Source organism: Streptomyces sp. SCSIO ZS0520, assembly GCF_025643355.1.
GTDB classification, from domain to species: Bacteria; Actinomycetota; Actinomycetes; order Streptomycetales; family Streptomycetaceae; genus Streptomyces; species Streptomyces physcomitrii.
In genome coordinates, this window is the sequence record NZ_CP092644.1 from 4468368 (window position 1) to 4486604 (window position 18237).

Consider the following 18237-nt stretch of genomic DNA (forward strand, 5'->3'; position numbering starts at 1 on the left):
CCGGGGCGTTGCCGCTCAGGCGTGCGCCGACTCCGTCCGCACCGGGCCCTGCGCGACGATCCGGGAGCCGAGCGAGGCGGGCCGGTCCTGCACCGGTGCCAGCCGACGTCCCAGCCGTATCGCGAGCGCGGTGATCCCGAGGGATATCAGCAGGAAGGCGACGATGTACGGAGCGTGCAGCGAGGCGCCCATCGGGCCGCCGACCGCCGGTCCCACCGCCAGTGCCAGCTGCTTGACCAGGGCGAAGGCCGAGTTGTACTGACCGACCATGCCCTCCGGCGCCAGATCGGCCACCAGCGGCGGCACCGTCGGCGCCAGCATCGCCTCGCCCAGTCCGAACAGCGCGTACGTCGAGATGAAGGCCGCCGTCGCCATCGCCTGGCTGCCGTGCCCCAGGCCCGCGTATCCCGCGAAGGCCCAGGCCAGTGCCCAGAGGATCCCCACGGCCGCGATCACCCGGGAGCGCCGGCGCCGCTCCACGAACCGCAGGACCGCGAACTGGGCGATCACGATCACGGCGGTGTTCGCCGCCAGCGCGATGCCGAGCGTCGAGGGCGTGACCCCGGCCGCTTCGACGCCGTACGCCGAGAGCCCCGACTCGAACTGCCCGTAGCAGGCGAAGAAGAGGACGAAGCCCAGCACGCACAGCTGCACCATCGCGCGGTGCCCGAGCAGCGCGCGCAGCCCGCGGGCCCCCGGCTCCTCACGGGGCGCGCTCTCCCCGAGGACCGCCGAAGCCGGTATCCGCACCGTGGCGGCGATCCCGGCGAGCACCAGGAACATCGCGGCCTCGATGGAGAAGAGCACGGTGAAGCTGCCCGGCCGGTGCTCGTCGACGATCTGGCCGCCGAGCAGGCCGCCGATGCCGAGCCCGAGGTTCTGCAGGAAGAACTGCATGGCGAAGGACCGCGTCCGCCGCTCCGGGGCGGAGCACCACACGATCATCGTGGCCAGGGCGGGCTGTATCACCGCGGTACCGGCGCCGAGCACCGCCGCCGCGGCCACCGCGGCGAACGGCGTGGTCGCGAAACCGAGGCCGAGTGCGCCCAGGGCGGCGACCAGTGAGGCGAGGACGACCACCGGCAGCGGGCCCCGGCGGTCGATGGTGCGTCCGGTCAGGGGAAGGACTATCAGGGCGGCCATGGCGAAGGCGCCGAGCACGACTCCCGCGGTACCGGCGCCGAGATCCCGCACCTGTGCCACATAGACGTAGAGGAACGGCACCGTGAAGCCGATGCCGAACGCGCTCAGCAAGCTGCCTGTCTGGATACGGCGCAGCGCGCCCATCGCCCTGGTCACTTTCACCTGCCCTTTTCACTGGTCGGAGGCATGGCCCCCGCTGCGTCCACCCCGCGTGCTGCAGGAGTGGAGACTTCAAAGCTAAAGTTCGAAGCTAAACACTACACACGGAAGGACTTCGATGCCAAGTCCCTACGTGTCATACTCACTGCCCATGGACGAGACCCCCAGCGAGGTCGAGCGCACCCTCGAGGCACAGATCGCCGCCTACCAGCGCGAGTTCCACGACCTGGATCCCCAGGTCGAGAAGATCGTCTCGGCGCTCTCCCGTCTCAACCGGCGCATGAACGTCGCGTACGGGAGGCAGACGGCGACCCTCGGCATGAGCAACGCCGAGTGGGAGGTGCTGAAGGCCCTCGTCCTCTCCGGCGCGCCCTACCAGCTGGGCCCCAGCGAACTCGCGAAGCGGCTCGGCCTCACCCCTGCCGCCATGACGCACCGCATCGACCGGATGGTCGGCGAAGGCCTCGTCACCCGGGAGCGCGACGAGTCGAACCGCGTGCGCGTCAACATCGAGCTGACCGTCGAAGGACGCGAGAAGTGGCTGGAGGCCATGCGGCTCGCCACGGTCTTCGAGGAGGAGCTGCTCCAGGACCTCTCCTCGGAGGACCGCACGGCACTGGGCGAGGTCCTGACCCGCCTGCTGAAACGCGTCGAACACGCCCAGCCCGACGCGAGCGGCCGGCTCAAGGACCTGGACTGACAGCGGGGTTGGACCCGCTCTGACGTCGCTTGACAGCCCCCTGGGCGATCCGTAAGGTTCTTCGAGTTGCCACGGGGCCGGAAGGTCGCAACGGCAGCACTCCCGCCGCAGTAGCGGCAACCCAAACTCTCAGCACGACCTTCCTGCGGGAATTCTTTCGGCATGCCCGAATTGCAATTCTACGGCTCGATTAGGAGCCGCCCGGGAAATGGGCTAGAGTTTGAAACGTCGGAACGGCCGCGAGGCCGGGAAGACAATCCCGCCGACAGGGAAATCGGAGCCGAAAGGATCTGATAGAGTCGGAAACACCGAAGGGAAACGCCCGGAGGAAAGCCTCAGCTGAATGGTCGGGGTGAGTACGAAGGAAGTGTCCGTTCCTTGAGAACTCAACAGCGTGCCAAAAGTCAACGCCAGATATGTTGATACCCCTGACTCTCGGCAGTCGTTTGTGGCTGTCTTGGGTTTGGGTTCCTTTGAAGAAACACACAGCGAGGATGCTGTGGACCGGGGGGATTATTCCTCCCTCTGGTTCCGCTCTCGTGTGTGTGACCGGATTACCGGTACACATTCACGGAGAGTTTGATCCTGGCTCAGGACGAACGCTGGCGGCGTGCTTAACACATGCAAGTCGAACGATGAACCCGCTTCGGTGGGGGATTAGTGGCGAACGGGTGAGTAACACGTGGGCAATCTGCCCTGCACTCTGGGACAAGCCCTGGAAACGGGGTCTAATACCGGATATTGACCTGCTTGGGCATCCAAGTGGGTGGAAAGCTCCGGCGGTGCAGGATGAGCCCGCGGCCTATCAGCTTGTTGGTGAGGTAGTGGCTCACCAAGGCGACGACGGGTAGCCGGCCTGAGAGGGCGACCGGCCACACTGGGACTGAGACACGGCCCAGACTCCTACGGGAGGCAGCAGTGGGGAATATTGCACAATGGGCGGAAGCCTGATGCAGCGACGCCGCGTGAGGGATGACGGCCTTCGGGTTGTAAACCTCTTTCAGCAGGGAAGAAGCGTGAGTGACGGTACCTGCAGAAGAAGCGCCGGCTAACTACGTGCCAGCAGCCGCGGTAATACGTAGGGCGCAAGCGTTGTCCGGAATTATTGGGCGTAAAGAGCTCGTAGGCGGCTTGTCGCGTCGGTTGTGAAAGCCCGGGGCTTAACCCCGGGTCTGCAGTCGATACGGGCAGGCTAGAGTTCGGTAGGGGAGATCGGAATTCCTGGTGTAGCGGTGAAATGCGCAGATATCAGGAGGAACACCGGTGGCGAAGGCGGATCTCTGGGCCGATACTGACGCTGAGGAGCGAAAGCGTGGGGAGCGAACAGGATTAGATACCCTGGTAGTCCACGCCGTAAACGGTGGGCACTAGGTGTGGGCAACATTCCACGTTGTCCGTGCCGCAGCTAACGCATTAAGTGCCCCGCCTGGGGAGTACGGCCGCAAGGCTAAAACTCAAAGGAATTGACGGGGGCCCGCACAAGCGGCGGAGCATGTGGCTTAATTCGACGCAACGCGAAGAACCTTACCAAGGCTTGACATACACCGGAAAACTCTGGAGACAGGGTCCCCCTTGTGGTCGGTGTACAGGTGGTGCATGGCTGTCGTCAGCTCGTGTCGTGAGATGTTGGGTTAAGTCCCGCAACGAGCGCAACCCTTGTCCCGTGTTGCCAGCAGGCCCTTGTGGTGCTGGGGACTCACGGGAGACCGCCGGGGTCAACTCGGAGGAAGGTGGGGACGACGTCAAGTCATCATGCCCCTTATGTCTTGGGCTGCACACGTGCTACAATGGCCGGTACAATGAGCTGCGATACCGCAAGGTGGAGCGAATCTCAAAAAGCCGGTCTCAGTTCGGATTGGGGTCTGCAACTCGACCCCATGAAGTCGGAGTCGCTAGTAATCGCAGATCAGCATTGCTGCGGTGAATACGTTCCCGGGCCTTGTACACACCGCCCGTCACGTCACGAAAGTCGGTAACACCCGAAGCCGGTGGCCCAACCCCCTTGCGGGGAGGGAGCTGTCGAAGGTGGGACTGGCGATTGGGACGAAGTCGTAACAAGGTAGCCGTACCGGAAGGTGCGGCTGGATCACCTCCTTTCTAAGGAGCACTTCTCGGCTGTCCGGCTCTGCCGAACAGTCCAGAGGCCAGATCGCGAGCGAACGTCTCGCGCTGGTTGCTCATGGGTGGAACGTTGACTACTCGGCATTTTTCATCGGCTTGTTTTCCTAGTACTGCTTCGGCGTGGAACGGGAGAGAAGTGGTGGGGGGTGTCGGGCACGCTGTTGGGTGTCTGAGGGCACGGGCTGTATGCCTGGTGTCTTCGGTGCCGGCCCCAGTGAACTCGGGATGTGGTCCCGGGGTGATGGGTGGTTGGTCGTTGTTTGAGAACTGCACAGTGGACGCGAGCATCTGTGGCCAAGTTTTTAAGGGCGCACGGTGGATGCCTTGGTACCAGGAACCGATGAAGGACGTGGGAGGCCGCGATAGGCCCCGGGGAGCTGTCAACCGAGCTGTGATCCGGGGGTGTCCGAATGGGGAAACCCGGCAGTCGTCATGGGCTGTCACCCATGCCTGAACACATAGGGCATGTGGAGGGAACGCGGGGAAGTGAAACATCTCAGTACCCGCAGGAAGAGAAAACAACCGTGATTCCGGGAGTAGTGGCGAGCGAAACTGGATGAGGCTAAACCATGTGTGTGTGAGACCCGGCAGGGGTTGCGCATGTGGGGTTGTGGGATTCTTCTTGATCAATCTGCCGGTTGGTCGACGAGTCAGAAACCGTTGGTGTAGGCGAAGGACATGCGAAAGGTCCGGCGTAGAGGGTAAGACCCCCGTAGCTGAAACATCAACGGCTCGTTTGGAGAACACCCAAGTAGCACGGGGCCCGAGAAATCCCGTGTGAATCTGGCGGGACCACCCGCTAAGCCTAAATATTCCCTGGTGACCGATAGCGGATAGTACCGTGAGGGAATGGTGAAAAGTACCCCGGGAGGGGAGTGAAATAGTACCTGAAACCGTGTGCCTACAAGCCGTGGGAGCGTCGGGCAAGCACTTGTGCTTGTCTCGTGACTGCGTGCCTTTTGAAGAATGAGCCTGCGAGTTTGCGGTGTGTTGCGAGGTTAACCCGTGTGGGGAAGCCGTAGCGAAAGCGAGTCCGAATAGGGCGGTATAGTAGCGCGCTCAAGACCCGAAGCGGAGTGATCTAGCCATGGGCAGGTTGAAGCGGAGGTAAGACTTCGTGGAGGACCGAACCCACCAGGGTTGAAAACCTGGGGGATGACCTGTGGTTAGGGGTGAAAGGCCAATCAAACTCCGTGATAGCTGGTTCTCCCCGAAATGCATTTAGGTGCAGCGTCGTGTGTTTCTTGCCGGAGGTAGAGCACTGGATAGGCGATGGGCCCTACCGGGTTACTGACCTTAGCCAAACTCCGAATGCCGGTAAGTGAGAGCGCGGCAGTGAGACTGTGGGGGATAAGCTCCATGGTCGAGAGGGAAACAGCCCAGAGCATCGACTAAGGCCCCTAAGCGTACGCTAAGTGGGAAAGGATGTGGAGTCGCAGAGACAACCAGGAGGTTGGCTTAGAAGCAGCCATCCTTGAAAGAGTGCGTAATAGCTCACTGGTCAAGTGATTCCGCGCCGACAATGTAGCGGGGCTCAAGCGTACCGCCGAAGTCGTGTCAATCCAGCAGATAGCCCTAACGGGTGTTGGGTTGGGTAGGGGAGCGTCGTGTGCCGGGTGAAGCCGCGCCGGAAGGCAGTGGTGGATGGTTCACGAGTGAGAATGCAGGCATGAGTAGCGATACACACGTGAGAAACGTGTGCGCCGATTGACTAAGGGTTCCTGGGTCAAGCTGATCTGCCCAGGGTAAGTCGGGACCTAAGGCGAGGCCGACAGGCGTAGTCGATGGATAACCGGTTGATATTCCGGTACCCGCTGTAGAGCGTCAAACATCGAGCATCGTGATGCTAAGGCCGTGAAGCCGCCCTGATCTCTTCGGAGTTGAGGGGAGTGGTGGAGCCGCCGGTCCAAGCGGTTAGTAGGTGAGTGATGGGGTGACGCAGGAAGGTAGTCCATCCCGGGCGGTGGTTGTCCCGGGGTAAGGGTGTAGCCCGTGCGATAGGTAAATCCGTCGTACATAGGGGTGAGACCTGATGCCGAGCCGATTGTGGTGAAGTGGATGATCCTATGCTGTCGAGAAAAGCCTCTAGCGAGTTTTATGGCGGCCCGTACCCTAAACCGACTCAGGTGGTCTGGTAGAGAATACCGAGGCGTTCGGGTGAACTATGGTTAAGGAACTCGGCAAAATGCCCCCGTAACTTCGGGAGAAGGGGGGCCATTTCTGGTGATCCCACGTGCTGGGTGAGCTGGGGGTGGCCGCAGAGACCAGCGAGAAGCGACTGTTTACTAAAAACACAGGTCCGTGCGAAGCCGTAAGGCGATGTATACGGACTGACGCCTGCCCGGTGCTGGAACGTTAAGGGGACCGGTTAGCTCACTTTCGGGTGGGCGAGGCTGAGAACTTAAGCGCCAGTAAACGGCGGTGGTAACTATAACCATCCTAAGGTAGCGAAATTCCTTGTCGGGTAAGTTCCGACCTGCACGAATGGCGTAACGACTTCTCGACTGTCTCAACCATAGGCCCGGTGAAATTGCACTACGAGTAAAGATGCTCGTTTCGCGCAGCAGGACGGAAAGACCCCGGGACCTTTACTACAGTTTGATATTGGTGTTCGGTTCGGCTTGTGTAGGATAGGTGGGAGACTGTGAACTTGTCACGCCAGTGGCGGGGGAGTCGTTGTTGAAATACCACTCTGGTCGTGCTGGATGTCTAACCTGGGTCCGTGATCCGGATCAGGGACAGTGTCTGATGGGTAGTTTAACTGGGGCGGTTGCCTCCTAAAGGGTAACGGAGGCGCCCAAAGGTTCCCTCAGCCTGGTTGGTAATCAGGTGTTGAGTGTAAGTGCACAAGGGAGCTTGACTGTGAGACCGACGGGTCGAGCAGGGACGAAAGTCGGGACTAGTGATCCGGCGGTGGCTTGTGGAAGCGCCGTCGCTCAACGGATAAAAGGTACCCCGGGGATAACAGGCTGATCTTCCCCAAGAGTCCATATCGACGGGATGGTTTGGCACCTCGATGTCGGCTCGTCGCATCCTGGGGCTGGAGTCGGTCCCAAGGGTTGGGCTGTTCGCCCATTAAAGCGGTACGCGAGCTGGGTTTAGAACGTCGTGAGACAGTTCGGTCCCTATCCGCTGTGCGCGTAGGAATATTGAGAAGGGCTGTCCCTAGTACGAGAGGACCGGGACGGACGAACCTCTGGTGTGCCAGTTGTTCTGCCAAGGGCATGGCTGGTTGGCTACGTTCGGGAGGGATAACCGCTGAAAGCATCTAAGCGGGAAGCCTGCTTCGAGATGAGTGTTCCCACCTCCTTTGAGAGGGTAAGGCTCCCAGTAGACGACTGGGTTGATAGGCCGGATATGGAAGCCCTGTGAGGGGTGGAGTTGACCGGTACTAATAGGCCGAGGGCTTGTCCTCAGTTGCTCGCGTCCACTGTGTTGGTTCTGAAACCACGAACAACCGCTGCCCCGCATCCAGGTGGGTGTGGTGTGGCTTCGGTTGTGTGTTTCATAGTGTTTCGGTGGTCATAGCGTGAGGGAAACGCCCGGTTACATTCCGAACCCGGAAGCTAAGCCTTACAGCGCCGATGGTACTGCAGGGGGGACCCTGTGGGAGAGTAGGACGCCGCCGAACAAATTGTAGAGAAGAGCCCCTGTACCGGGAGACCGGTACGGGGGCTTTTTTCATTTCCAGGGGTAATTCCCGTTCCTGTTCCCATTCCCCAGAGCGGGGCGAGTCGGGTTCAGGTGTTTGTCGGTCGGACCAGGCGGGGTGTCGGACCGCGGTTGGGCGGCGAGGCTCCGGATGTCCGGGCGCCGGTGGGTACCGCTGGGCCGTGTTCGTACGGCCTCGTCGCCGGGGCCGGTGCCGCGCTCCGGGTGGGCATAACTGCCTTGCGCCGGGCGGGGCGACGTCCCAGGATCGGGGGATGAACGCTCCCAGGCAGCTCAAGCACGGTGTGCGCCGGGTCCGCGCCGAGGACTGGCCTGCCGTCCGCGAGCTGCGGCTCGCCGCGCTGCTCGATCCGCTCGCCCCGCTGGCCTTCCTGGAGAGCTACGCGAACGCGGCCGGTCAGCCCGAGGTCTTCTGGCAGGACCGGGCCCGTAACGCCGCAGAGGGGACCGAGGTGGCGCAGTTCGTCGCCGAGCGGGCGGGCGACGGGCGCTGGGACGGCACCGTCACCGTGCTCATCGAGGAAGCCGGGAGCACCGACCCCTTCGGCCTCCCGGTGGTGCACCGGCAGGCCCATCTGGTCGGCGTCTTCGTACGGGCCGGAGCGCGCGGCAGCGGTCTGGCCGAGGCTCTGTTCCGCGCGGCCGTCGAGTGGGCGCGCGAGGTGGCGGCCGTGGAGCGGGTCCGCCTCCTCGTCCACGAGCGCAATGCGCGCGCCGAGGGCTTCTACCGCAGGTTCGGCTTCGTACCGTCCGGGGTCGCGGTGCCGGAGCCGGACGGCGCGGAGGCGAACGAGCTGGAGTACGTGCTGCGGCCGTCCGTCGGCTGAACAGCTGAACGGCTCGGCAGCTGAACAGCTCAAAGGCTGAACGGCCGAGCGGCGCGAGGGTGTTCCTCCGCGGTACGTCGGGGGCGGGCGTACGGGTAGCGGGCTTGCGGCGAGGGGTGCGGCGAGAGGTAGGGAGCTGCGGCCTAGGCTTCCGCGAGCCGCGCGCGAGGACGCGGGGCCGTGACCGCGAGGACCGAGGAGCCCCGGCCGATGGGTGGGACGGTCCTCGCGCCCCAGGAGCTTGCGGGCATCGCGGGAGTCTCCGGGCATCGCGGGAGTCCGCGGGAATCGGGAGTCCGCGGGAATACGGCCGCGGTGCGGCAGGTTGGCCGGGGGCATGAAGGCTCTTGGTGTCCATCAGTTCGGCGGCCCGGAAGTGCTGCAGGTCCTTGATCTGCCGGAACCGCAGGCGGGGCCCGGTGAGGTCCGCATCCGGGTGCACGCGGCCGCGGTGAACCCGACCGATGCCCTGCTGCGTACCGGCGGTCATGCCGTCCGTATGCCCGACCGCCGGCCCCCGTTCGTGCCCGGCATGGACGCGGCCGGGGTGATCGACCAGCTCGGGCCCGGAAGCGACGGCCGACTCGCCCTCGGGCAGCGGGTGGTGGCCATGGTGCTGTTCACCTCTCCGCACGGCGGGGCCTATGCCGAGCAGGTCGTGGTCCCGGCCGCCTCGGTGGTGCCCGCCCCGGAAGGAGCCGACTTCCCGGCCGCCGCCACGCTGCTCATGAACGCCCTGACCGCATGTCTCGCCCTGGACGCGCTGGCCGTGCCCCGGGGCGGAACCGTCGCCGTGACCGGGGCGGCCGGTGCCGTCGGCGGTTACGCGGTCGAGCTGGCCAAGGCCGAGGGGCTGACGGTGATCGCGGACGCCGCCCCGCGCGACACCGAGCTGGTGCGCGGCTTCGGCGCCGACCGCCTCGTCGAGCGCGGTGCCGAGGTCGCCGCGCGGATCCGCGCGCTGGTGCCCGCCGGGGTCCCCGGTCTGGTGGACGGCTCCCTGCAGACCACCGAGGTCGTGCCCGCGGTCGCCGACGGCGGGGCGCTGGCCGAGCTGCGGGGCTGGACCGGCCCGGCCGAGCGCGGCGTGCGCGTGAGCCCGGTGATGGTGGCGGACGCCCTCACCGACACGGAGCGGCTGGACAGGCTCCGCCGTCAGGCCGAGGACGGCACCCTGACGCTGCGCGTCGCCGAGGTGCTGCCCGCCGAGGAAGCGGCCAGGGCCCACCGCATGCTGGCGTCCGGCGGCCTGCGCGGACGGCTGGTGCTCGACTTCTCCTGACTCCCGTAGAACTCGGCTTCCCCGGAACGGGGGGCAAGTGGCCTTCTCAGGCGGGCAGTTCGGCATCCGGCCAGCGGGCGCGGCCCTGTTCCCGGGAGCGGAGCAGGGCGAGCGTCGGAAGGCCCTGGTCCGGGCCCCTGCTGAGGAGTTCGGGGAGTTGGGGGAGCGGGGCGACCGCGGCCACGTCGTCGAGGACCAGGGTGAGTGGTGGGTCGAGCCGACCGGAAGATGACCGTGCGGCCATGCCCCGGCCGTGCTCGACCACGCTCGAAGCCAGGGCGGTCAGGAGCGGCATCGCCCCGGGCTGTGTTCTGGGGTCCTCGATGGGCTCGCCCACCAGATACAGGGTGCCCCCTTCGTGGACGAAGGAATCCAGCGTGATGGCATCCGTCCGATTGTGTGCGCATGCCTCGCGGATATGCACCGAAAACAGCGCCGCCAGCGAACGGGACGTCAACTCCTGTGCCATGTCGCGACGTTCGGGATAGGCGGTGAGCGCGGCCTCCAGCTCGCCCGCGGCTCCGGAGGCCGCCTTCGGATGGGCGCGCAGGATCCGTACCGCCTCCTGCACCCCGGTGCCCTGCGCCCACCGGTGGACATGCTTGAACTGCCTGCCGTCCACGGCCGCCGCGTGCAGGAAGCTGCGCAGCAGCGTCTCCGCGGTCTCCGCGAGCAGCGCGTCGACCCGGGCGGTCGGCCGCACCGGGGCGAGCAGCGCCCGCGAGCGGGCCGCCGCCACCGCGCGGTCCTCGCAGCCCCGGGTGGGGGACCAGTGCAGGCGCGCCGGGGTGTCGCACAGGTGCAGCGGGTCGTACACCAGGACCGGGCCGAGCTTGGCGCGCCCGTCCTTGGTCTCCGCCCAGAGCGTGGGATCCGAGGTGACCACCAGGGCGGGCCCCTCCGCCTCCTGCACGGCCTGCACCGCGGCGGGCCGCCGGGTCCCGGCCGGGCCGAGGACCAGCGGGGAGTGGGGCGTGGGCAGCGAGGCGGCGAAGCCGGCGGGGGCCAGGGGCTGCGCGATCCCGCCGCCGGTCGCGGCGGTCTCGCCGGTCCCCGAGGCGGGGTGGGGTACGCCGGAGGGTGCCGCCCCGGGGACGGGCTCGGGGGTGGGCGTACCGGCCGTGAAGGGAGCGGCGCCGGCCGCGCTGGAGGCGAACGCCGTTCCCTGGGGCTCCGGTTGGCCGCCCCCGACGCCGTGGGGGCCGCCGTCGCCGTCCTGGTAGCCGTCTCGCGTACGGGAGTTGGGTGCCGCGGTGGTACCGGGCGCGGGGGTGCTTCCGGGGCTTGCCTGGCCGTCGGGGTCTGGCGTGCCGCCGGGGCCTGCCGCACCGTGGAGGCCCGTCGCACCGCCGGTTGCTGACCCGGCCCCGCCCGCCGTCGCCCCGTAGGCCTCGCGTGCGCGGGCGAACTCCGCGCGCTCCCGCTCCAGTTCGGCCTGGGCGCGCTCCCGTTCGAAGACGGCGCGGTCCCGCTCCAGTTCGGCGCGCTGGCGGGCGAACTCCGCCTGGGCGTAGCCCGGTTGGCGGTTGCCGTCCGGCGGGTGGGTGCCGGGGGCATGAGCGGCGCCGGTGGCCTCCGCGGTGGCGGACCTGTGCGCCGCGTACGGGTTCTCGGACCGCGGGGCCCCGCCGTCGGGGTGGTCCTTGGCGGAGCGGCCCCGGGTGGCTCCACGGGCCTGCTCCTCGTACCGGCGGTCCCGCTCCGCCGCCTGCTCGGCGCGGGCCTTGGCGAGGGCCGCGCGCTTGCGGGCGCGGACGGCGCGCCAGCGGGCCACGGTGCCCATCACGAAGACGGTCAGCACGACGAGGACGAGCAGCTGCCCGATGAACAGGCCCCAGAACAGGCCGTATCCGGTCAGCTGCTCCTTCGGCGTGCCGGGCCAGGCGCCGGGCAGGTCGTGCGGTTCCTGCATCAACTCCCGCATCGCCTGCGGGGTGTCGCCGAGGCCGACGCCGTCCGGCCAGGCGCCCTTGGAGAAGAGCCCGGCGAGGCCGGTGGAGGTCCAGGTGAGCGCGGTGAGGCCGAGCAGGAAGGCCAGCACGCCGATCAGCAGGCCGTCCGGGATCCCGCCTTCCGGTTTCTCCTCGCCGCGGCGCGGGGGCTCGCGTCCGGTGTCGCGCATCTCAGGCCACGTCCGTCATCTGGGGCCACGTCCCTCGTTCCAGGCCGCCGCCCTCCTGCCCGGCCGCGGCTTGCCGTCCTCAGGTGCCGGTGCCATCGTCGCAGGCCCGGCACCGCCGTTGGTCGCTCGGTCCGCCCGGCGGCGCCCGCGCCCCGGAGTGTGCCGGGGCGCGCACCCGCGTCCTACGCCACCGTGGAGTCGTTCATCTGCCGCTCCATGTACGCGGCCCGCTGCTCGGCCTCGATCTCGGCGGCGCGCAGCGCGTCGTGCTCGAAGTCCTCCCGTACGGAGGCCTCGGTCATCGCGCGGTCGGTGAAGACCAGCGGGCGTTCGGTCTCGGTGATCAGATGCTTGACCACCTGCACATTGCCGTTGACGTCCCAGACCGCGATGCCGGGGGTGAGGGTCGGGATGATCTCCACCGCCCAGCGCGGCAGCCCGAGCACCCGGCCGGTGGCTCTCGCCTCGTCCGCCTTCTGCGCGTAGATCGTCCGGGTCGAGGCCATCTTCAGGATCGCCGCCGCCTCCTTGGCGGCCGCCCCGTCCACCACGTCCGAGAGGTGGTGGACCACCGCCACGAAGGAGAGGCCGAGCCGCCGTCCGAACTTCAGCAGCCGCTGGAACAGCTGTGCCACGAAGGGGGAGTTGATGATGTGCCAGGCCTCTTCCACCAGGAAGATGCGCTTCTTGCGGTCGGGCCGGATCCAGGTGTGCTCCAGCCAGACACCGACGATCGCCATCAGGATCGGCATCGCGATCGAGTTGCGGTCGATGTGCGAGAGGTCGAAGACGATCAGCGGCGCGTCCAGGTCGATGCCGACCGTGGTCGGCCCGTCGAACATGCCGCGCAGGTCACCGTCGACCAGGCGGTCGATGACCAGCGCCACGTCGAGGCCCCAGGCGCGCACATCCTCCAGGGCGACGTTCATCGCCTCGGCCGAGTCCGGCTCGGGATGCCGCAACTGCTCGACGATGTCGGTCAGTACGGGCTGGCGGCTGGTGATGGTCTCGTTGACGTAGGCGTGGGCGACCTTGAGCGCGAAACCGGCGCGCTCGTCCAGGCCGTGGCCCATCGCCACCTCGATGATGGTGCGCAGCAGCGCCAGCTGGCCGGTCGAGGTGATCGAGGGGTCCAGCGGATTGAGCCGGATGCCCATGTCCAGGGCGGCCGTCGGGTCGAGCCGGATCGGCGTGATGCCCAGCTCCTCGGCGATCAGGTTCCACTCGCCGACACCGTCCTCGCCCTGCGCGTCGAGGACCACCACCTGCCGGTCGCGGAATCTCAACTGCCGCAGTACGTACGTCTTCTCCAGCGCCGACTTGCCGTTGCCGGACTCGCCGAGCACCAGCCAGTGCGGCGCCGGGAGCTGCTGCCCGTAGAGCTGGAAGGGGTCGTAGATATAGCCCTTGCCGGAGTACACCTCCCGGCCGATGATCACGCCGGAGTCGCCGAGGCCGGGGGCGGCGGTCGGCAGGTAGACGGCCTGGGCCTGGCCGGTGGAGGTGCGCACCGGCAGGCGGGTCGTCTCGACCTTTCCGAAGAGGAAGGAGGTGAAGGCGTCCGTGAGGATCGACAGCGGGTCCCGCATGTGGGCCTACCTCCGGATGCCGGTGGCGAACGGGAGCGTGTTGACGAAGGCCCGGTGGTGCTCGCGGTCGCACCATTCGAGCTTCAGATACGACTTACCCGCCGAGGCCCTTATCGTGCGCTTGTCGCGGGCCAGCGCCTCGGGGTTGCGCGAGGAGACGGTGATGTAGCCGACGAGGTTGACGCCCGCGGCGCCGCTCGCGAGGTCCTCGCCGCGCTGGTCGAGCCGGGAGTGCGCGGCGATGTCGCGGGGGTCGACGGTGCGGTTCATCTTGGCGGCGCGGCTGGCGTCGGCGACGTCGTTGGTCTTCTCGGTCAGCATCCGCTCGATGGCGATCTCGGTGGGCTCCAGGTCCATGGTGACGGCGACCGTGCGGATCACATCCGGGGTGTGTACGAGCAGCGGCGCCAGGAAGTTCACCCCGACCGGGGTCATCGGCCACTCCTTCACCCAGGCCGTGGCGTGGCACCAGGGCGCCCGGGTGCTGGACTCGCGGGTCTTGGCCTGGAGGTAGGTCGGCTCCATGGCGTCGAGTTCGGCGGGCCAGGTGTTGCGCTGGGTCATCGCCTGGATGTGGTCGATCGGGTGGTCGGGGTCGTACATCGAGTGCACCAGCGAGGAGAGCCGGCCCTGGCCGAGCGGCTGGCGGACCCGGATGTCGGCCTCCTGCAACCGCGAGCAGATGTCGGTCAGTTCACGGGCCATCACCACGGCGAGGCCCGCGTCGCGGTCCAGCTTGCGGCCGCTGTGCCCGCGCGCGGCCCGCGCCATCGCCTGCGCCTCGGCGGCGAGTTCCCGCGAGTAGTGCATGCAGGCCACCAGGTAGGCGCGGTGCTGCTCGCTGCTGGTCGACACCATCGACTGCAACTGCTCGTAGGAACCCTGCAGCCAGCGCGGCGACCGGTCGTCCCCGCGCTGGGCGACGTCCTTGGCGTGCGCGTCCGGGTCGGCGGGCAGCGTACGGGCGAGCATCTGGAGCCGGGTGACGAAGCCGTCGCCGTTGGCCACGTGCTTGAGCAGGGTGCCGAAGCGGTCGACCAGCGCCTCCTGGTCCTCCGAGTCGCGCAGGCCGACCCCGGGGCCCTCGATCTCGATGGCGGCGGTGACGGTGCGGCGGTCGGCGTGCAGCAGCACCGCGATCTCGTCGGGGCCGAAGGGCGCCGCCAGCCAGCTGATCCGGCCGATCCCGGGCGGCGGCCCGACCTCGACCTCCCGCCCGTCGATCCGGGTCCCGGCCTCCACACTCGCCGACTTGTACCCGGTGCCCCGCCGCAGCAGCCGCTTGTAACTCCGGTTGATCTCGAACCACTTGTAGAAGGTACGGCCCTTGTACGGCACGTAGACCGCGGCGAAGGCCAGCATCGGGAAGCCCATGAGCAGCACGATCCGCATGCTCAGCACGGGCACGAGCAGTCCGCACATCATGCCCAGGAAGGCACCGGCGATGATGAGCGCGATCTCTCCGGTCTCGCGGTTGCGGCCGACGATCGCGTTCGGCCGGGCGCGGCCGATCAGATACGTGCGGCGGGGCGTGACCGGATGCGAGGCGTGCGTCAGTTCGGTCGTCAACGCCCTTCACCTCCCGAGCGGTTGGCGCTCTTCGCGCTGCGGTTCCCGGCATGCGGCGTGTTCGCCGGGCTGGTACGGGGCGGCGGTGCGCCGCTGCTGTCGCCGCCGCGGCTGCTGTGGGCGGCCACCCCGCCGCTGACCGGGTTCGAGGGGCGGGCGTCGCTTCCACCGCCCCCGCCGCCGGAGTCGGCGCGGCTGCTGTGCGCCTTGATGCCCTGGGAGACCAGGGCGGCGGGCGAACTGATCACGGCCGCCGCGCGGTTCTCGGCGCCCTGGGTGAGGCGGTTGTTGCGCCCGGCGGCGATCTCGTCGCCGAAGCCCGGCACAAAGCGGTAGATCATCGCACTGGCGAAGATCGCGAGGAGGATGATCGCCAGCCCCGAGACCACGGCGGAGAAGGAGTCGGGGCCGCCATCGCTGGACAGCGCTCCGGCGAGCCCGAGGACGATCACGATCACCGGCTTCGCCAGGATCACCGCGATCATGATCCCGGCCCAGCGGCGCACATGCGTCCACAGGTTCTTGTCCACCAGGCCCGCGTAGACCACGGTGCCGAGGAGCGCGCCCACGTAGAGCAGCGCGGCCCGGATCACCAGCTCCAGCCAGAGCACCCCGGCGGCCAGGATCGACACCAGGGAGACCACGATCAGCATGATCGGGCCGCCGCCGATGTCCTCTCCCTTCTTCAGGGCACCCGAGAACGAGCCGAAGAAGACGTCCGTCTGACTGCCCGTCGTCTTCGCGAGGACGTCGGTGATGCTGTCCGTGGCGGAGACGACCGTGTAGAGGATCAGCGGGGTGAAGGCGGAGGCCAGCACCGTCAGCCAGAGGAAGCCGATCGCCTCGGAGATCGCCGTCGTCAGCGGCACCCCGCGCACCGCCCGCTTCGCCACCGCGAGCAGCCACAGCAGCAGCGTCAGCACGGTCGAGGCGGCGAAGACCACCGCGTACTGCTGGAGGAACTTCGGGTTGGTGTAGTCGACCTGCGCGGTCTCCTTCACCGCCTCGGACAGCTTGTCCACCGTCCAGGAGGCGGCCTCGGCACAGGCCTTGGAGAGGGAGGAGAGGGGGTCGAGGGGGGATTCGACGGAGGGGTCGTCGGGGGGCTGGCGGTTGCTTCCGCCGCTGCCGCTTTCGCAGTAGCGCTTGGCGGGACCGCGGATCAGCTCGCAGGAGTCGTCGTCGGGGTCGGGGTCCGGGGCGGCCACGGCACGGGTCGCCCAGAGGAAGACTGCTGCCTGGACCGCGGAGAGCGAGGCGGTCAGGGAGAGGACGCGTCGGCGCCGACTAGCGGGCATACGTGAATCCTCCGTACTGCTCGACGGCCTTGGACATGTCATCGGCGGTGGACGCTCTCTGGTCTCCGTTCACGGGAACCGGGCCGTCCTTCTGGCTGAAGTCCTCGACCTTCCAGTCGTTGTCCACCCACTTCAGCTTGTATGTCGACGTGTACCAGGACTCGCTGACGGGGTTCTTCGACGTGACCCCGGAGAGACCGAACAGCGAGGAGTACCAGACCTCGACGTTCGCCGTCTCGGCCGAGACCTTCTTGGTCTTGGTACCCACCGGGATGATGCGCGAGACGAAGGTCGAGCCCTCCGGCGCGGCACCGTTCTTCTCCAGTCCGATACGGCGGAGGAAGGCAGGGTCCGAGTACACCTTGTCGAGGTCGGCCTGGCGGCGGGCCGCCTGCTCGGGCGTGTAGACGGCCTGGGCGATGGACTGTCTGCCCGCCTTGTCGAACATCTCCGCCGAGCCCAGCGCCACCGCGTAGTTCGCCGCCGCGCTCTCCGCGCCCTGGGCGTCGTGGCCGAAGCCCGAGGGGATGGCGCCGTTCTTGCCGGAGACGGGTTTGCCCCCGGTGGGTGCCGTGGGGGCGGCGGCCGGTCCGCCGCCGTCGTCGTCCCCGCCGGAGGAGTCGTCGGTGCCGCGGTTGGCGAAGGCGATGGCGGCGATCAGGAGGACCACGACGCCCATCACCGTGGCCAGGCTGCGCGAGGAGGAGCGGCGGCGGGTGCCGCCGTAGGGTTCGCCGCCGCGATCGGGCAGCCGGGTGCGGGTCTGTCCGGAGCCGCCGAAGCCGTCGTCCGCGCGCGTCTCGCCGCCGTAGCCGTGCTCGTCGCTCGGGCTCATGCCTCGTCCGCCCCCTTGTACTCGTGCCGAAACGCCGTTCCGTACGACGGTAGCCGTGTGGGACGCCGTCTTGGGGAGCTGTGGATAGTGGACATCAAGGGGACGCAACCTCGGCCGGTGGGCGTGACGGGCTAACTGGTGGGGGACGGCCGGGGCTGCCCGGCCGGGCAGTCGGCGCCGCTAAACCGCCATGCCGTAGACGATCGTGAACAGGGTGCCCAGCGAACCGATGATGAAGACGCCGGTCAGGCCCGCGATGATCAGGCCCTTGCCCTGTTCGGCGCTGAAGGTGTCGCGCAGCGCCGTGGCGCCGATGCGCTGCTTGGCCGCGCCCCAGATCGCGATGCCGAGGCACAGCAGGATGGCGACGGCCATGACGACCTCGATCATGACCCGGGCTTCGTTGCCCAGGCTCCCGAACGGCCCCCAGTCCGGGGCGATTCCGCCGATAATCGTGTTGATGTCGCCCTTTTCGGCTGCCATAAGCATGTAACTCACCGCCCCTAGCGGGTAGTTCCGTACCCTCTGCGAGCGCGCAGAGGTCACACTCATTCTCGCTGACGATCCCGCCGACTGATGTCGACTTTGGCGTCATTGCATGGCGGGTTTCGTGCCAATCCGCCGACTGCCCCGCCGCTGACCCTCTGCTCGGGCCGGGAACGGGCTTGCGAAGGATCGTATGGTCACTCTGTGTATCACGACGGGTGACCCCGGGCAATGACGCCTCAGCGGGCGGGAGGGATCTCGTCGCAGGCCTGAGGCCTCGTCGGTGGGCTGACCTGCCGTCAAAAGCTTTGGGCAGGGCGGCTGCTCTGCGTATCCGGAAGTGCCGCGGGTGGATGCGCGGGGCGTGCGCCCGCGCATCCGTACACACGTGCCCGCTTCGATTGACTCTTCGGGTATGGGTGTTCGAGGCGGGA

Annotated in this window: 10 protein-coding genes and 3 rRNA genes; 6 read left to right on the forward strand and 7 right to left on the reverse strand. The window is 67.4% G+C overall.

The annotated features are described in order from the left end of the window. Positions 1–15: 15 nt before the first annotated feature. On the reverse strand, positions 16–1287 hold the full coding sequence (locus tag MID12_RS17505) for an MFS transporter (RefSeq protein ID WP_263173217.1): 1272 nt from the start codon (positions 1285–1287) through the stop codon (positions 16–18). A 166-nt stretch (positions 1288–1453) separates the two neighbouring features. Between MID12_RS17505 and MID12_RS17510 the strand changes: the two genes are divergently transcribed. The 6 genes from MID12_RS17510 (at position 1454) to MID12_RS17535 (ending at position 9904) form a co-directional block, all read left to right on the forward strand. Next, positions 1454–2002, forward strand: a complete 549-nt coding sequence (locus tag MID12_RS17510) for a MarR family winged helix-turn-helix transcriptional regulator (RefSeq protein WP_040251898.1) — start codon at positions 1454–1456, stop codon at positions 2000–2002. Between the two features lie 567 nt (positions 2003–2569). Continuing rightward, positions 2570–4099: ribosomal RNA gene (locus MID12_RS17515) — 16S ribosomal RNA — on the forward strand. A 316-nt stretch (positions 4100–4415) separates the two neighbouring features. Beyond that, positions 4416–7538 (forward strand): 23S ribosomal RNA (locus MID12_RS17520). A gap of 99 nt (positions 7539–7637) precedes the next feature. Beyond that, a 5S ribosomal RNA gene (rrf, locus tag MID12_RS17525) occupies positions 7638–7754 on the forward strand. Together the 16S, 23S and 5S rRNA genes form the textbook arrangement of a ribosomal RNA operon. Positions 7755–8049: 295 nt before the next feature. Continuing rightward, positions 8050–8622, forward strand: a complete 573-nt coding sequence (locus MID12_RS17530; RefSeq protein ID WP_263168459.1) for a GNAT family N-acetyltransferase — start codon at positions 8050–8052, stop codon at positions 8620–8622. A gap of 337 nt (positions 8623–8959) precedes the next feature. Next, positions 8960–9904 (forward strand): NADP-dependent oxidoreductase, encoded by a 945-nt coding sequence (locus tag MID12_RS17535; RefSeq protein WP_263168461.1) that lies wholly within the window; start codon positions 8960–8962, stop codon positions 9902–9904. Between the two features lie 46 nt (positions 9905–9950). Here MID12_RS17535 and MID12_RS17540 read toward each other — a convergent pair whose 3' ends face one another. The 6 genes from MID12_RS17540 to MID12_RS17565 form a co-directional block, all read right to left on the reverse strand. Next, the gene (locus tag MID12_RS17540; RefSeq protein WP_263168463.1) at positions 9951–12026 is read right to left on the reverse strand and encodes a hypothetical protein; all 2076 of its coding nucleotides are present in this window, start codon (positions 12024–12026) and stop codon (positions 9951–9953) included. 182 nt (positions 12027–12208) lie between these two features. After that, on the reverse strand, positions 12209–13615 hold the full coding sequence (locus tag MID12_RS17545; RefSeq protein WP_040251905.1) for an ATP-binding protein: 1407 nt from the start codon (positions 13613–13615) through the stop codon (positions 12209–12211). Positions 13616–13621: 6 nt separating this feature from the next. Further along, on the reverse strand, positions 13622–15184 hold the full coding sequence (locus MID12_RS17550) for an SCO6880 family protein (protein ID WP_263168466.1): 1563 nt from the start codon (positions 15182–15184) through the stop codon (positions 13622–13624). Beyond that, on the reverse strand, positions 15181–16482 hold the full coding sequence (locus tag MID12_RS17555; RefSeq protein ID WP_263168467.1) for a hypothetical protein: 1302 nt from the start codon (positions 16480–16482) through the stop codon (positions 15181–15183). Before MID12_RS17555 ends, MID12_RS17550 begins: the two co-directional genes overlap by 4 nt. After that, entirely contained in the window at positions 16472–17317 is an 846-nt protein-coding gene (locus tag MID12_RS17560; RefSeq protein WP_040251912.1) for a hypothetical protein, read from the reverse strand. Before MID12_RS17560 ends, MID12_RS17555 begins: the two co-directional genes overlap by 11 nt. Before the next feature lie 180 nt (positions 17318–17497). Beyond that, entirely contained in the window at positions 17498–17806 is a 309-nt protein-coding gene (locus MID12_RS17565; RefSeq protein WP_030363595.1) for a hypothetical protein, read from the reverse strand. Between the last annotated feature and the right edge of the window lie 431 nt (positions 17807–18237).

Bases quoted from the DNA above. Each gene is read 5' to 3' on its own strand.
- MID12_RS17555 (WP_263168467.1), bottom strand. From the start codon at position 16,482: ATGCCCGCTAGTCGGCGCCGACGCGTCCTCTCCCTGACCGCCTCGCTC.
- MID12_RS17535 (WP_263168461.1), top strand. From the start codon at position 8,960: ATGAAGGCTCTTGGTGTCCATCAGTTCGGCGGCCCGGAAGTGCTGCAG.
- MID12_RS17545 (WP_040251905.1), bottom strand. From the start codon at position 13,615: ATGCGGGACCCGCTGTCGATCCTCACGGACGCCTTCACCTCCTTCCTC.
- MID12_RS17560 (WP_040251912.1), bottom strand. From the start codon at position 17,317: ATGAGCCCGAGCGACGAGCACGGCTACGGCGGCGAGACGCGCGCGGAC.
- MID12_RS17540 (WP_263168463.1), bottom strand. From the start codon at position 12,026: ATGCGCGACACCGGACGCGAGCCCCCGCGCCGCGGCGAGGAGAAACCG.
- MID12_RS17510 (WP_040251898.1), top strand. From the start codon at position 1,454: ATGGACGAGACCCCCAGCGAGGTCGAGCGCACCCTCGAGGCACAGATC.
- MID12_RS17530 (WP_263168459.1), top strand. From the start codon at position 8,050: ATGAACGCTCCCAGGCAGCTCAAGCACGGTGTGCGCCGGGTCCGCGCC.
- MID12_RS17505 (WP_263173217.1), bottom strand. From the start codon at position 1,287: ATGGGCGCGCTGCGCCGTATCCAGACAGGCAGCTTGCTGAGCGCGTTC.
- MID12_RS17565 (WP_030363595.1), bottom strand. From the start codon at position 17,806: ATGCTTATGGCAGCCGAAAAGGGCGACATCAACACGATTATCGGCGGA.